Raw genomic sequence first — 13,611 nt, forward strand, 5'->3', positions numbered from 1 at the left:
TTGCAACAGCCCGATATCGTCATCCGCCCGGCCCTGATGGGTGCTTATCAGACGCTCTCGCCGACCGGCTCGGGCCTGAGTTGGGTGAGGAACGTCGTGACGAACTCGATCAGCTCGTCGTCGCGCAGACGCGCCGACCCGACGCCCCCGGTGCGCGGGATCGGCAGCGTGACCACCGATGTGGTGGCCCGGTAGGTTGCCGAGGAGTACAGCCGGCGCAGACGGACCTGCTCGCTGTCGAGGAGTGACAGCGGCGAGATCTTCAGACCCTGACCGGCCAGGCCGATCTCGCTGATCCCACGCTCCCGGCACCGCAACCGCAGTCGGGCGATGGACGCGAGGCGCGTGGTCTCCACCGGTGGCGGACCGTACCGGTCGTTGAGTTCGACGAGGACCGAATCGACCGCGGCGTCGTCGGTCGCCGACGCGAGCTTGCGGTACGCCTCGAGGCGCAGGCGATCGGAGTCGACGTACTCGACCGGGATGTGTGCGTCGACGGGAAGATCGATGCGTACCTCACCCGTCTCCCGCGATTCGACCGGTTTCCCGTCCGCGGCAGCGCGATACGCCTCCACCGCCTCGCCGACCAGACGGACGTAGAGATCGAACCCCACGCCCGCGACATGCCCCGACTGTTCGGCGCCCAGCACGTTTCCGGCGCCGCGCAGCTCGAGATCCTTCAGCGCCACCGCCATTCCCGCGCCGAGCTCGTTGTTCTGCGCGATCGTCGCGAGCCGGTCGTAGGCGGTCTCGGTCAGCGGCCGGTCGGGGCTGTAGAGCAGATAGGCGTATCCGCGCTCGCGACTGCGGCCGACGCGTCCACGCAGCTGGTGCAGTTGCGAGAGGCCGAGGTTCTCGGCGCGGTCCACGATCAGGGTGTTGGCGTTCGAGATGTCCAGGCCCGTCTCGATGATCGTCGTACAGACCAGCACGTCGTATTCGCGATTCCAGAACCCCGACACCGTGCGCTCGAGCTGGTCCTCGTTCATCTGACCGTGCGCGACCACGACTCTCGCCTCCGGGACCATCGCGGCGATGTCCCTGGCCGTCTTGTCGATGGTCGAGACCCGGTTGTGCACATAGAACACCTGACCGTCGCGCAGCAGTTCGCGGCGGATGGCGGCCGCGACCTGTTTCGGCGCATAGGCGCCGACGTAGGTCAGGACCGGATGCCGTTCCTCGGGCGGGGTGAGGATCGTCGACATCTCCCGGATGCCGGCCATCGACATCTCGAGTGTGCGCGGGATCGGGGTCGCCGACATCGTGAGCACGTCGACGTGGGTGCGCAGCGACTTGATGTGTTCCTTGTGCTCGACACCGAATCGTTGCTCCTCGTCGACGATGACCAGTCCGAGGTCCTTCCAGACGATCCCGGTCTGCAGCAGACGGTGGGTGCCGATGACGACGTCGACCTCGCCCTTCGACATCGCCTGGGTGATCTCGCGGGATTCCTTGGGGTCGGTGAACCGCGACAGGCCGCGCACCCGCACCGGGAAACCACTCATCCGCTCGGTGAAGGTCTGCAGATGTTGTTGCGCGAGAATCGTCGTCGGAACGAGGACGGCGACCTGCTTGCCGTCCTGCACGGCCTTGAACGCGGCGCGGACCGCGATCTCGGTCTTGCCGTAGCCGACGTCGCCGACGACGACGCGGTCCATCGGAACGGGACGCTCCATGTCGGCCTTGACCTCGGCGATCACCGTGAGCTGGTCGACGGTCTCGGTGAAGTCGAAGGCGTCCTCCATCTCCTGCTGCCACGGCGTGTCGGGCCCGAAGGCGTGTCCCGGCGCGGCGTGACGGGCGGCATAGAGTTGGACGAGTTCGCCGGCGATCTCGCGAACGGCCTTGCGCGCCTTGCGCTTGGTGTTCTGCCAGTCCGAGCCGCCGAGTTTCGACAGCGACGGCTGCTCGCCGCCGACATAGCGCGAGAGCTGGTCGAGTGCGTCCATCGGGACGTACAACCGATCGGCCGGCTGACCGCGCTTGCTCGAGGCGTACTCCAGCACGAGGTACTCGCGCCGGGCACCGGAGACGGTCCGTTCGATCATCTCGACGAACTTCCCGATGCCGTGCTGGTCGTGTACGACGAGGTCACCCGCGGTCAGCGCCAGCGGATCGACCTGGTTGCGCCGCTTGGCCGGCAGTCGGCGACCGTCCCGGACGTTGGCGACCCGGGAGCCGGTGAGGTCGGCCTCGGCCACGACCACGAGTCCTGCATCGGGACAGACGATCCCGGCGCGCAGCGGCGCGCAGAACACGGTGACCTCGCCGGCCTGCGGACGGTGCCCGGGTTCGGCGATCACATGCGGCACCTCGGCGTCGGACAGGCGCTCACCGACGCGTTGGGCGGTACCCTTGCCCGCCACCACGATCGCCGCCGGCTTGCCGTCGGCGACGTGCGCGCGCAACTGCGCGAACATCGCGGCGATCTCACGGTCGTCGCCCCGAGGCGCGGGACCTGGAGCCAGATCGAGTTCGAGTTCGTCACCGCTGCCGGTCGAGAGTGGACTCAGCGTCCACCAGGGACACCCGGCGTCGAGCGTCGTCTTCAACACCTCGTCCAACGGCCGGTACGCGCTGGCCTGCAGATCGATGCCGAGGCTCGCCGAGGACCGTCCGTCTATCGGCACTCCCGCACCCATGGCGGCGGCGGTCCACGATGCCTCGAGGAACTCCGCACCCGTCTTCGACAGGTCCGACGCCCGGGTCCGCACCTTCTCCGGGTCGAGGACGAGGACCCGGGTGCCGTCCGGGATCACCTCGGTCAGCAACTGCATGTCGCCGTCGACGAGCGCGGGGATCAGCGCCTCCATCCCCTCGACCGGGATGCCCTCGGCCAGTTTGCCGAGCATCTCGGCGAGGGTCGGGTCGTCGGCGTTGCTCGCCGCCAGGTCGCCGGCGCGTGCACGGACCTTGTCAGTCAGCAGGAGTTCGCGGCCCGGGTGGATCCGCACCTCAGTGGTCTCGACCTCGGGCTGGCTGCGCTGGTCGGCGACCGAGAAGGCACGCATCTCGGTGATCTCGTCGCCCCAGAACTCCACTCGCACAGGATGGTCGGCGGTGGTCGGGAACACGTCGAGAATGCCGCCGCGCACCGCGAACTCGCCCCGGCGGCCGACCATGTCGACGCGCTCGTAGGCCATCTCGACGAGTTGGGACAGCAGAGCGTCGAAGTCGACCTCGATGCCTTCGCGCAGGGTCACGGTCGCGACGTCGCCGAGGCCGGGGGCCATCGGCTGGACGAGCGAGCGAACGGTGGTCACGACGACCCGCAACGGAGTGTCACCGGGGTTGGCGAGCCGGTGCAGTACGGCGAGTCGCTGGCCCACGGTGTCCGCACTCGGCGAGAGCCGCTCATGCGGCAGCGTCTCCCACGACGGGAACTGAGCGACGGCGCCGGCGTCGTCGAGGAGCTCGGCGAGTTCGGCGGTCAGATCGTCGGCCTCCCGGCCGTTGGCCGACACGACGAGGAGCGGGGAATCGGCGCCGGCGACCAGGCACGAGACGAGGAAGGGCCGCGCTGCATCGGGCGCGGTGATGTCCAGCCGGCGCTCGTTCCGGTGCGCGTGCACCTCGCGGAAGGACTTGTCCGCACACGCGAGCGCGGCCAGACCGGACAGAGCAGACGGCGTCGACACTCCGTCGATTCTATGGGGCGACGATCCGCCCGTCCCCGCCCGGTCAGCGCGAGTTCCCGCGGCCGGGGCAGCTGTCCTAACCTCGTCGGCATGAGCGAGCGCGCATCCGAGGCACCCTCGACCCCGATCCGGGTGACCGACGCGACGATCGACGACTGCGCGGCCGTCGCGGACATCTACGCCCACTACGTGCAGAACACCGTCGCGACCTTCGACTATCTGGTCCCGTCCCTGTCGCAATGGCACGCCAAGCACGCCGCGATCACGGCCGCGGGCCGGCCGTTCGTGGTGGCCCGCGCCGTCGACGACGGTGTCGAGCAGGTCGTCGGCTACGCCTACCTCGGGACGTTCCGGACGATGCCGGCCTACGACCTGTCGACCGAGGACTCGATCTACGTGCGGCCCGGTCAGGCCGGGCGCGGGATCGGTACGGCTCTGATGTCGGCGCTGCTCGATCGCGCGAACCCGGACAACGTCCGCCACATCGTCGCGGTGATCGCCGCGACGGGCGGCGAGGGCTCGATCGCGTTACACCGTCGGTTCGGGTTCGACGAGGTGGGTCGCCTGCGCGCCATCGGACACAAGGCCGACCAGTGGATCGATTGTGTCTACATGCAGAAGGATCTCTGGACGCGCGACGACGCTCCCGGTGCGGGCGGCTGACGACCCGCTCGCGGAGGCGTCGGCGTCACCGTTCCAGCCCCGCTGCCTCGGCGGCCGCGTCGGCCAGGCCGACACCGGTGCCCTCGTAGATGTGGAACGCCACGTCCGCGCCGCGCTGGAGCAGTTCGTCGCGCTCGTCGTCGTACTGCGCGACGACCGCCACGGTCCCGGTGACGCCGAGTTCCTCGATCCGTTCGAGCGCGACCAGGTTGGAGCCGTGGAAGGGCATCGCCAGGACGAGCAGTTCGAGCTCGTGGACGCCGACCGCGCGGTCCCAGAAGTCGGCCTCGGTGGCGTCGGCGTCGAGGATCCGGACGCCGCGTGCGGCCAGTTCGCCCGCCTTGAGCGGATCGTTCTCCACGCCGATCACCGGAAGGCCGTATTCGTCGACGAGCCGCTCGTACACCGAGTGCCCGACGCGGCCCATGCCGAGGACCAGTACGCGCGCCGGCGCCAGCACGATCGGGGCGTCGTCGGGGTGGGCCCGGGCCGCGGCCGTGGTCGGGACGAACGCCGACAACCGGGTCACCAGGCCGGTGCCGCGGCGATTGACCAGGGTGGAGAACACGAAGCTCCCCGCCACCGCCACCGACGTCACCACGAGCCAGTCCTCGCCGATCATCCCCACTCCCACACCGGTCGCGATCACGATCAGCCCGAACTCCGAGAAGTTGGCCAGCGCGAGTCCGGTCAGGATCGACGTCCGGCGACGCAGGCCGAACAGGGAGAGGACCAGCGTGTACACCGCACCCTCGAACGGCAGGAGGACGATCAGCAGCAGACCGAGCAGAACCGTTTCGGTCGTGGGGGTGACGTGCAGCCCGATCGACACGAAGAAGCCGACGAGGAGCAGCTCACGCAGACCGAACAACGTGCGCGACAACTCCCCCGCGCGCGGATGGGAAGCGAGCAGGACGCCGATGACCATCGCGCCGAAATCGCCCTTCATGCCGACGGATTCGAAGAGCCAATACCCGGGCACGAGGGCCATCACGATTCCGAACAGCGTCTGCAACTCGCCGTGGCCGAGGGTGTTCCACAGGCGGCGGACGAGCCACGCGCCGGGGATCAGCAACACGAGGGCAAGCGCCCACGGGCTCGGCGGTTCGCCCTGCATCGCGGTCAGGTAGGCGACGGCGACGATGTCCTGGAGGACGAGGACGCCGATCGCTATGCGGCCGTAGAGCGAGTGGGATTCCGACCGCTCGTCGAGGACCTGGACCACGAACACGGTGCTGGAGAACGACAGCGCAAAGCCCAACAGCGCCAATGTCTCCCAGCCCTCGTCGGTGAGCATCGGCACCCCGAGGGCGGCCAGGAGGCCGAGGAATCCGGTGGTCAGCCCGAGGATGACCAGGAGGTTCACCGCCGTGGTGACGACCACCTCGCGCCGGAGCAGCATCCGTACGTCGAGCTTGAGGCCGATGGTGAACAACAGGATCGTCACGCCCAGCTCGGCGATCGTGTCGATGATCGGCAGCTCGTCGATTCCCGGTGCGTGCAAGATGAATCCGGCGGCGAGGTAGCCGACGAGGGTCGGCAGGCGCGCCGCGCGAGCGAGGTACCCGCATCCGAAGATGACGACCAGGTAGATCCCGACGGTCTCCATGTCCGAGGCGCCTCAGCCGAAAGCGGTGTTCGGCCGGTCAGCGCCGCTCGGGGTCGACATCGGTGGATCCTTCCGGCCGGGGGACGCAGAGTGAATCAACCATAGACGCGGACCCGTTGCCCCGCCGTGCAGCTCGGGGCGGGTCGACACCGCTACCGCGGACCCGCGAGACGAGACCCGGGTCAGGCGTCGTCGGCGCTCGTCCGCCTCCGGGACTCCACATAGTCGGGTCCGACGAGCGCGGGGTCGGGGTCGAGCCGGGTGAGTCCGTTCCAGCAGAGGTTGACGAGGTGAGCCGCCACGACCTCTTTCGACGGCTCGCGCACGTCGAGCCACCACTGGGCGGTGACCGACACCATCCCGACGAGCGCCTGCGCATACAGCGGGGCGAGCGTGGGATCGAAACCCCGTCGTTCGAAATCGCCGGCGAGGATGTGCTCGACCTGACTGATGGCGTCGTTGAGGAGACTCGAGTAGGTGGCCGTCTCGCCCGTGGCGGCGGTGCTGTCCCCGCGTACGAGGATGCGGAATCCGTCCGTGCGCTCCTCCATGTACGTCAGCAGCGCGAGGGCGACCTGCTGGATGCGGTAGAGCGACCGGTTCTTCGACAGCGACGAGGTCACCATCTCCAGGAGGGTCTCCATCTCGCGGTCGACGACGACCGCGTACAAACCTTCCTTGCCGCCGAAATGCTCATAGACGATCGGCTTCGAGACGCCCGCGCGCTGGGCGATCTCCTCGATCGACGTGCCCTCGAAACCGCGCTCGGCGAACAGGCCGCGCGCGACCTCGATGAGCTGCAACCGGCGCTGGGCACCGGTCATCCGTGCTCGAGGTGCGCGCTGCACCTCGGCCGAACCTTCCGACGGACGCCCGATAGCCATGGCCCCAGCGTAGGGCGCGACGCCGCGGATTCCGAACGGTCCGGCCGAGTGGTGTCAGTACAGGCTCGACCAGTACGACCAGAACCGCACCGCGATCAGCACGATCACGAGGCCGATGGCCGCGACCAGAATCGGGGCGTGGTTGCGCGCGAGGGCCAGCGCGACGCGTGAACGCGAGGTGAGACCACTCGCGTGCGCGTTGCGCACCGTGACGAAGACGAAGATCGGCAGCGTCACCGCCCATACGACCATGCAGTACGGGCAGAGCGCCCCGATCGAGTACAGGCTCGAGTAGATCAGCCAGGAGATGAACACCATCGCCGCGGTCACCCCGACCTGGAGTCCGGCCCAGTACCACCCGGCGAGGCGAGCCCCGGCGAGCAGGGCCACACCGGTGGTGACGGCGATCGCGAAGCCCGCGATACCGAGCAGCGGGTTGGGGAAGCCGAAGAGTGCGGCCTGGGGCTCGGCCATCACCGACCCGCAGCTCAGCACGGGATTGAAGTTGCACGACGGCACGTAGTCGGGGTCTGCGGCCAGTTCGAACCGTTCGACGGTCAGCACGAAAGACGCGACGAAACCGATCGATCCGCCGACGCTCAGCAACCAGGCGACGATCCGCGTCCAGGAACGCACGGCCGCGGCCAGCAGGAGCCGGTCGTCGTCGGCATCGACCTTTGCGGTGGTCAGCGCACTCTCACTCACTTTTCCAGCATGACACCGCACGGCGGGGAGATCGACCCACGCCGCGTCGAAGTCACACTGGATCGGTCCAAATGTCGGCAGTATTGCCCGTCCGTGCGTAATGTCTTTCGAGACACCGGGGGGCTCGCCTGCCCCGGGGATGGGACAGCAACAGTGCAATTGTGGGACTATCTCAGTGAGAACGCTCGATCCCTCACCTTCCTGACGTATCAGCATGCGTCGCTGTCCTTCCAGACAGTGCTCGTGGGTACGGCCGTGGCCATCGTCGTCGCCGCCGTCGTCTACCGGCTTCCGCTGGCGAGTGCGCTCACGCTGACGTCGAGCCGTGTGGCGCTGACCATTCCGTCGCTCGCCCTGCTCGCATTGCTGATCGTGCCCTTCGGACTCGGTGTGACGCCGTCGTTTCTGATGCTCGCCTTCTTCGCCACGCTGCCGGTCATCGGCAACGCGGTGGTCGGTTTGAGGTCGGTGCCGCCGTCCGTGGTCGAATCCGCCCGCGGCATCGGCCTTTCGCGATGGCGGATCCTGCTCACGGTCGAGTTGCCGATCGCCTGGCCGGTGATCCTGACCGGCATCCGTGTGTCGACCCAGATGATCGTCGGTGTCGCGGCGATCGTCGCCTACGTTCTCGGACCCGGCCTGGGATCCCTGATCTTCAACGGACTTTCCCGCCTGGGCGGTGCCAATGCACTCGAAATGGCGCTCGCCGGAACGATCCTGATCGTGATCATCGCCCTCATCTTCGACGCTCTCCTGGTTCTGCTCGGCCGCCTCACCATCTCCAAGGGACTCTCATGACCGACACCGCCACCTCCTCCGCGCCGAACGGCAACAACCGCAACGTCACCGGCGAGTCCATCCGGCTCGACGGTGTGGCCAAGCGTTACCGGGGAAGCACCACACCGGCCGTCGCGCGCCTCGACCTGGAGATCGACGCCGGCGACATCGTCGCCTTCGTCGGCCCGTCCGGATGCGGCAAGACGACGACGCTGAAGATGATCAACCGCCTCATCGAACCCACCGAGGGGCGCATCTACATCGGCGGACGCGACGTCACCGCGGAGAACCCGGACAAACTGCGCCAGTCGATCGGCTACGTCATCCAGTCCGGCGGGTTGTTCCCGCACTGGTCGGTGAGCAAGAACATCGGCGCCATCCCGCGAATCCTCAACTGGGACAAGAAGCGGATCGCCGAACGCACCGAATACCTGCTCGACCTCGTCGGACTCGATGCCGCGACCTTCGCCGACCGGCTCCCCAAGGACATGTCCGGTGGTCAGCAGCAGCGCGTCGGCGTCGCACGCGCGCTCGCCGCCGATCCCCCGGTGCTGCTGATGGACGAGCCGTTCGGCGCCGTGGACCCGATCACCCGAGCCCGCCTGCAGGACAAGCTGATCGCGATCCAACACGAGCTGGCCAAGACCATCGTCATCGTCACCCACGACTTCGAGGAAGCGACCAAACTCGGCGACAAGGTGCTGATCCTCTCCGAGGGCGGGCGCATCGAGCAGTTCGCGCCCCCGGAGGAGATCCTGGCCAACCCGGCGAGTCCCTTCGTCGAGGAGTTCGTGGGTTCGGGTGCGACACTCGCCCACCTGACGCTCACCCGCGTCCGCGACGTCGACATCAGAGAGGTGGTCACCGCCCGCGTCGGAGAACCGTCCGGCGCCGTGGTCGCCCGCGCGAAAGCGGCCGGCGAGGACTGGGTCGCCGTCGTCGATCAGCACGGCCGCCCCCGCGCCTGGCCGTCGGTCGAGGAGATCCGCGCCAAGCCGGAGGTCTCGGACTACCTCGATCCCCGGCTCCCCGTCGTCGCGCAGTCCTCGACGCTGAACGACGCCCTCGACTCGATGCTCGCGACCAGCCAGGGTGGCGTTCTCGTCACCGACGGTCGGGGCGCCGTCGTCGGCGCGCTGAACATCGCGTCGGTGATGGAGGCGATCCGTGGGCAGCTCGCCACCGTGCGAGACGACGATGCCGAGGTCGGTTACCTCGACCACGCCGATGGGTCGGCTCCCGTCGAGACCCCGGTCGTGGCGGCCGACGACGACTCCGGCGCCGAGCACGTCGCCGGAGGCGTCACTCCCGAGACGAGCGTCGAGCGGTGACCGGCTTCATCGCCGAAGAGGCACGGATCACCGAGACCGCGAAACCGCCTGCACCAGAATCGGTTCCGAGTGGCTTCCGGCGGCGACTCGCCCGGATTCCCATCGATGTGTGGTTCGAGCCCCTGGTGATCGTGGTCGTCGGCGTCGGTTTCGTGATCTGGTATGCGAACACCACTTTCACCAGCACGGAGAGCGCCGCGATGTCGTGGCCGGCGCTGCGTGCCACCATCCTCGATCACATCCAGCTGACGCTGGTCGCCACGATCATCGTCGTCGTGATCGCGATTCCGCTCGGCATCGCGCTCACCCGTCCCGCCCTGCGCTGGCTGAACCCCATCGCGGTCAACATCGCCAACATCGGACAAGCGGCCCCCGCGATCGGACTCCTGGTGTTGTTCACCTTCTGGCTCGGCACCGGTTTCACCACCGCCGTCGTCGGCCTGGTCGTCTACGCGGTGCTTCCGATCCTGCAGAACACGATCGTCGGGCTGCGGCAGGTCGACCAGCGGACGGTCGAGGCCTCGCGAGGCATCGGCCTGTCGGCGGTGCGCACCCTCGTCCAGGTCGAACTCCCCCTGGCCGTGCCGGTCATCCTCAACGGTGTCCGGACCGCACTGGTCATCCTGGTCGGCACCGCCACCCTGAGCACGTTCATCGGGGCGACCAGCCTCGGCACGCTCATCACCACGGGGATCACCCTGTTCCTGCCGAAGCTGCTCGTGTCCGGTGCGATCCTCGTCGCGCTGCTCGCCATGACGATCGACTGGCTCGGACGCCTCGTCGAACTCGCCGCGACTCCTCGGGGGATCGCATGATGACCCGCCTCCATCCGGTCCGCGCCCGTCGCGTCGCAACGGTCCTGGCGGCGTCGGCCGCGGTCCTGATGATGCTGTCGGCGTGCGGCTTGGTCAGTTCGTCCGGAACCTTCCGTCCCGCTTCCCTTCCCGGCGGCGAACGCCCGCTCGAGGGAACCTCCATCGCGGTGACGTCCAAGAACTTCACCGAGCAGGTACTGCTCGGGAAGATCACCGCCACGTACCTCGCGGCCGCCGGCGCCGACGTCGACGATCTCACCAACGCGCCGGGCTCGATGTCGTCCCGGCAGGCAGTTCTCAACGGCGACGCCGACATCGTGTGGGAGTACACCGGGACCGCCTGGCAGACCTACCTGGGCGAGACCGAGACGATCTCGGACCCGCAGCAACTCTACGAACGCGTCCGCGACGCCGAACGCGCGAACGGGGTCGAGTGGCTCCCGCCGGCGTCGTTCAACAACACTTACGCGTTCGCCGCGTCGTCACCGACCGCCGAGCGGCTGAACGTCAAGACGATGTCCGACATCGCCAAGCTCCCCGAGTCCGAGCGGACCTTCTGCATCAACGACGAATTCTACTCGCGCGCCGACGGATTCATTCCGATGCTGAAGGCCTACGACATTCCGCTCGACCAGCCCGGCGGGGTGCCGTCGAGCAACGTGACCATGATGGATTCCGGCGTGGTCTACACCTCCACCGCGCGTAGCGAGCCTTGCAATTTCGGAATGGTCTACTCGACGGACGGTCGGATCAAGAACCTTGATCTCGTCGTCCTCGAAGACGATCGGAAGTTCTTCCTGCCCTACAGCGGATGCGTCGTGGTCAACACCGGACTCAACGATGCCAATCCGGAGATCGCCGAACTCATGGCACCTGTGTCGGCCAAACTCACCGACCCGCTGATGCAGGAACTGAACGGGCTCATCGACATCGACGGCGCCGATCCCTCCGACGTCGCCTACGACTGGCTGAAGGACGAGGGCTTCATCGTCCCGGTGGACTGACGAACCGTCGACTGTGCGTCGGGCTCGTCGGCTCGACCACTGATCCGACGTGGCCCAGCTGATCAGCGATCGCGTAGCGCAGGTGATCAGGCCCCAGTCGAGCCCATTGGACGCACAGTCGACTTATTGTTGCGCACAGTCAACGAATATCGACGCACGATCGACGGATTTCGACGCACGGTCAACGGATTTCGACGCACAGTCAACGAGGTTGGTTCGGCGCGAACACCGTCATCCAGTGCGGGTGCAGCCGGTAGTAGACGACCTCGGCGCCCCAGTCGAACTCGTCGTCGTTGTAGACCTCCCGGAAGTGGGCGACCAACTCAGGCCAGTCGTGGGCCCGATCGCCGTCGCGCGGGTTGAGGATCTCGACGGTCCCGTGGGTGAAGACACCCAGTTCCTCACCTTGGATGTGCGCGACGCTCGCGGCGGGACGGGCGGCGAGATGTCGGGCCTTCGCGGCGGCGCGCGCCGTGCCGAAGATCCACTTCCCATGGAGGAAATGTCCGTCGACGGCACTGATCCTCGGTTCACCCGACGCCGTCACGGTCGAGAGCGCGAGAACACGCATCCCGGTCAGGATGTCGACGAGTTGTGCTGCGCCGACGGTGTTGTCACTGCTGATGATGGAACGCAGATGGTCCGTCGAGCGGGACAGGGAGGCGTCGAGAAGGGTCTGGAGTTCGCGGAGTTCATCCGGGGTCTCGTGCATGGTGGGCGTTCCTCGTGGGCTGTTCGCCGGCGACGACGGTCGTCGCCGAGGAACCCCATGGTGCCACCGGAAACCACCTACAAGGGCTGTCCGCGACCGACCGTTCTTGCTGTCTCGAGCGGCAATCCCAGGGGCGGCGCCTCGGGATGCAGGGCAGCGCCCGCGGCGAGAAGGTCCACGTCGACGCGACACCGCAGGGCGGCGAACAGCGTACCCAACGACGACCGCGCACCCGTGCGTCGTCCGAAACCCGCTGCATCGAAGCCGGTCACGTCAGTGTCCTTCCAATCCCCATGCAGTGGCGAGCAATTCATGCGACGCCAGCCGATGGTCGAAGTCGTGGGTGACGCTGGTGACCAGCAACTCGTCGGCACCGGTCACCCGGGCGAGCGTCCGCAGCCCGTCGACGACGGACTCGGGATCGCCGACGAACTGGGTGCGCACCCGATCGTCGACGAGAGGGCGCGCATCGTCGTCGAGGGAATCCGCTGTGTCCGGGTCGGGATACGGTTGCGCGCCCGCCCCGCTGCGGATGCCGTGCACCCAGTGCCCGTACGTGGACGCGCGGTGACGTGCCGTCGGTTCGTCCTCGGCGACAACGACATCCGCGGAGACGATCACATACGGCTCGGCCAGGACCGGCGACGGCCGGAACGCGCTGCGATACGCCTCGACGGCCTCGAGAACCGTGCTCGGGCTGACGTGGTAGTTCGCGACGAACGGCAGCCCCCGCGCACCCGCGGTCTGCGCGCTCTGGCCCTTGCTGCTCCCGAAGATCCAGACCGCCACGTCCGCGCCGCGCCCGGGCACCGCGGTCAGCTCGACGTCGTGGTGCTCGAAGTCGCCGGCCAGGAGCGCGAGGACGTCGCCGACGGCGTCGTCGAAGTCCGGCGGTGACGCACCGTCGAACTGCGACGCCTCGAACGCGGCGACGACCCGCGGTGCGTTCAGGATCGACTCGACGGGGAACGGCGTCGGGATGAGCAGGCCGTCGACGATCTGGTCGGGCTGTCGGGGTGCGGGCGCGCGCGGTGCGGATTGCCGGTCGGTGCTGGTCAATTCGGTGCGGCGCTGAGCGGAACGCCCGAGCCCCAGGTCCAGCCGGCCGGGATACAGCGCGTCGATCGTCCCGAACGCCTCCACGATCGACACGGGGGTGTGCAGGCCGCTCTGCACCGCCGCCGACCCCACGCGGATCGACTCGGTCGCGGCGGCGATCAGCCCGATGAGTGTTGTCGTCGACGAACTGGCCACCGCGACGAAGTGGTGCTCGGCGAGCCAGAACCGTCGGTAGCCCAGGCGTTCGGCGTGCTGGGCCAGCGCGACGCTGCGGCGCACCGCTGTCGCGGCGTCACTCCCCTCGGTGACCGGGGCGAGATCCAGCACCGACAGCGGTATCGGTTCTCTTCCCGTCACACCGCTCTCCGACCGACTCGAGTCCTGCGCCGAACACACCTCATCCTGACCACCGAA

At 68.0% G+C, this 13,611-nt stretch carries 12 protein-coding genes; 5 read left to right on the plus strand and 7 right to left on the minus strand.

Annotation, left to right across the window (positions count from 1 at the left end; all coding sequences use genetic code 11):
* Window positions 1–47: 47 nt before the first annotated feature.
* On the minus strand, window positions 48–3,638 hold the full coding sequence (gene mfd, locus AMD30_RS07950; protein WP_055475272.1) for a transcription-repair coupling factor: 3,591 nt from the start codon (window positions 3,636–3,638) through the stop codon (window positions 48–50).
* 90 nt (window positions 3,639–3,728) lie between these two features.
* Between mfd and AMD30_RS07955 the strand changes: the two genes are divergently transcribed.
* Entirely contained in the window at window positions 3,729–4,301 is a 573-nt protein-coding gene (locus AMD30_RS07955; RefSeq protein WP_055475273.1) for a GNAT family N-acetyltransferase, read from the plus strand.
* Between the two features lie 25 nt (window positions 4,302–4,326).
* Here AMD30_RS07955 and AMD30_RS07960 read toward each other — a convergent pair whose 3' ends face one another.
* From AMD30_RS07960 to AMD30_RS07970, 3 genes are all read right to left on the minus strand, one after another.
* Window positions 4,327–5,910 carry a cation:proton antiporter family protein gene (locus AMD30_RS07960; RefSeq protein ID WP_055475274.1) on the minus strand — a complete coding sequence of 528 codons (1,584 nt, stop codon included), beginning with the start codon at window positions 5,908–5,910 and terminating at the stop codon, window positions 4,327–4,329.
* Between the two features lie 182 nt (window positions 5,911–6,092).
* Entirely contained in the window at window positions 6,093–6,794 is a 702-nt protein-coding gene (locus AMD30_RS07965) for a TetR/AcrR family transcriptional regulator (RefSeq protein ID WP_035718099.1), read from the minus strand.
* A 54-nt stretch (window positions 6,795–6,848) separates the two neighbouring features.
* On the minus strand, window positions 6,849–7,499 hold the full coding sequence (locus AMD30_RS07970) for a vitamin K epoxide reductase family protein (protein WP_055475275.1): 651 nt from the start codon (window positions 7,497–7,499) through the stop codon (window positions 6,849–6,851).
* 153 nt (window positions 7,500–7,652) lie between these two features.
* Between AMD30_RS07970 and AMD30_RS07975 the strand changes: the two genes are divergently transcribed.
* From AMD30_RS07975 to AMD30_RS07990, 4 genes are read left to right on the plus strand one after another with little or no spacing between them, the layout of a single operon-like run.
* Entirely contained in the window at window positions 7,653–8,297 is a 645-nt protein-coding gene (locus AMD30_RS07975) for an ABC transporter permease (protein WP_010844301.1), read from the plus strand.
* Window positions 8,294–9,607: an ATP-binding cassette domain-containing protein gene (locus tag AMD30_RS07980; protein WP_055475276.1), complete on the plus strand. Its 1,314-nt coding sequence runs from the start codon at window positions 8,294–8,296 to the stop codon at window positions 9,605–9,607. The genes AMD30_RS07975 and AMD30_RS07980 overlap by 4 nt, the downstream gene beginning before the upstream one ends.
* Window positions 9,604–10,422, plus strand: coding sequence for an ABC transporter permease (locus AMD30_RS07985; protein ID WP_010844299.1), 819 nt, complete (start codon window positions 9,604–9,606; stop codon window positions 10,420–10,422). The genes AMD30_RS07980 and AMD30_RS07985 overlap by 4 nt, the downstream gene beginning before the upstream one ends.
* Window positions 10,419–11,426 (plus strand): glycine betaine ABC transporter substrate-binding protein, encoded by a 1,008-nt coding sequence (locus AMD30_RS07990; protein ID WP_055475277.1) that lies wholly within the window; start codon window positions 10,419–10,421, stop codon window positions 11,424–11,426. The genes AMD30_RS07985 and AMD30_RS07990 overlap by 4 nt, the downstream gene beginning before the upstream one ends.
* A gap of 202 nt (window positions 11,427–11,628) precedes the next feature.
* Here AMD30_RS07990 and AMD30_RS07995 read toward each other — a convergent pair whose 3' ends face one another.
* From AMD30_RS07995 to AMD30_RS08005, 3 genes are all read right to left on the minus strand, one after another.
* The gene (locus tag AMD30_RS07995) at window positions 11,629–12,138 is read right to left on the minus strand and encodes a pyridoxamine 5'-phosphate oxidase family protein (RefSeq protein ID WP_055475278.1); all 510 of its coding nucleotides are present in this window, start codon (window positions 12,136–12,138) and stop codon (window positions 11,629–11,631) included.
* Window positions 12,139–12,215: 77 nt separating this feature from the next.
* A complete protein-coding gene (locus AMD30_RS08000; RefSeq protein ID WP_055475279.1) occupies window positions 12,216–12,410 on the minus strand; it encodes a hypothetical protein in 195 nt (64 codons plus the stop codon).
* Window position 12,411: 1 nt separating this feature from the next.
* Window positions 12,412–13,554: an LLM class flavin-dependent oxidoreductase gene (locus AMD30_RS08005; protein ID WP_055475353.1), complete on the minus strand. Its 1,143-nt coding sequence runs from the start codon at window positions 13,552–13,554 to the stop codon at window positions 12,412–12,414.
* Window positions 13,555–13,611: the final 57 nt, after the last annotated feature.

This window comes from Gordonia sp. HS-NH1, from assembly GCF_001418765.1.
In the GTDB taxonomy this organism is placed as follows: Bacteria; Actinomycetota; Actinomycetes; order Mycobacteriales; family Mycobacteriaceae; genus Gordonia.

Coding starts and splice junctions, on each gene's coding strand:
- AMD30_RS07965 (WP_035718099.1), bottom strand. CDS start 6,794: ATGGCTATCGGGCGTCCGTCGGAAGGTTCGGCCGAGGTGCAGCGCGCA.
- AMD30_RS07980 (WP_055475276.1), top strand. CDS start 8,294: ATGACCGACACCGCCACCTCCTCCGCGCCGAACGGCAACAACCGCAAC.
- AMD30_RS07990 (WP_055475277.1), top strand. CDS start 10,419: ATGATGACCCGCCTCCATCCGGTCCGCGCCCGTCGCGTCGCAACGGTC.
- AMD30_RS07955 (WP_055475273.1), top strand. CDS start 3,729: ATGAGCGAGCGCGCATCCGAGGCACCCTCGACCCCGATCCGGGTGACC.
- AMD30_RS07960 (WP_055475274.1), bottom strand. CDS start 5,910: ATGGAGACCGTCGGGATCTACCTGGTCGTCATCTTCGGATGCGGGTAC.
- AMD30_RS07995 (WP_055475278.1), bottom strand. CDS start 12,138: ATGCACGAGACCCCGGATGAACTCCGCGAACTCCAGACCCTTCTCGAC.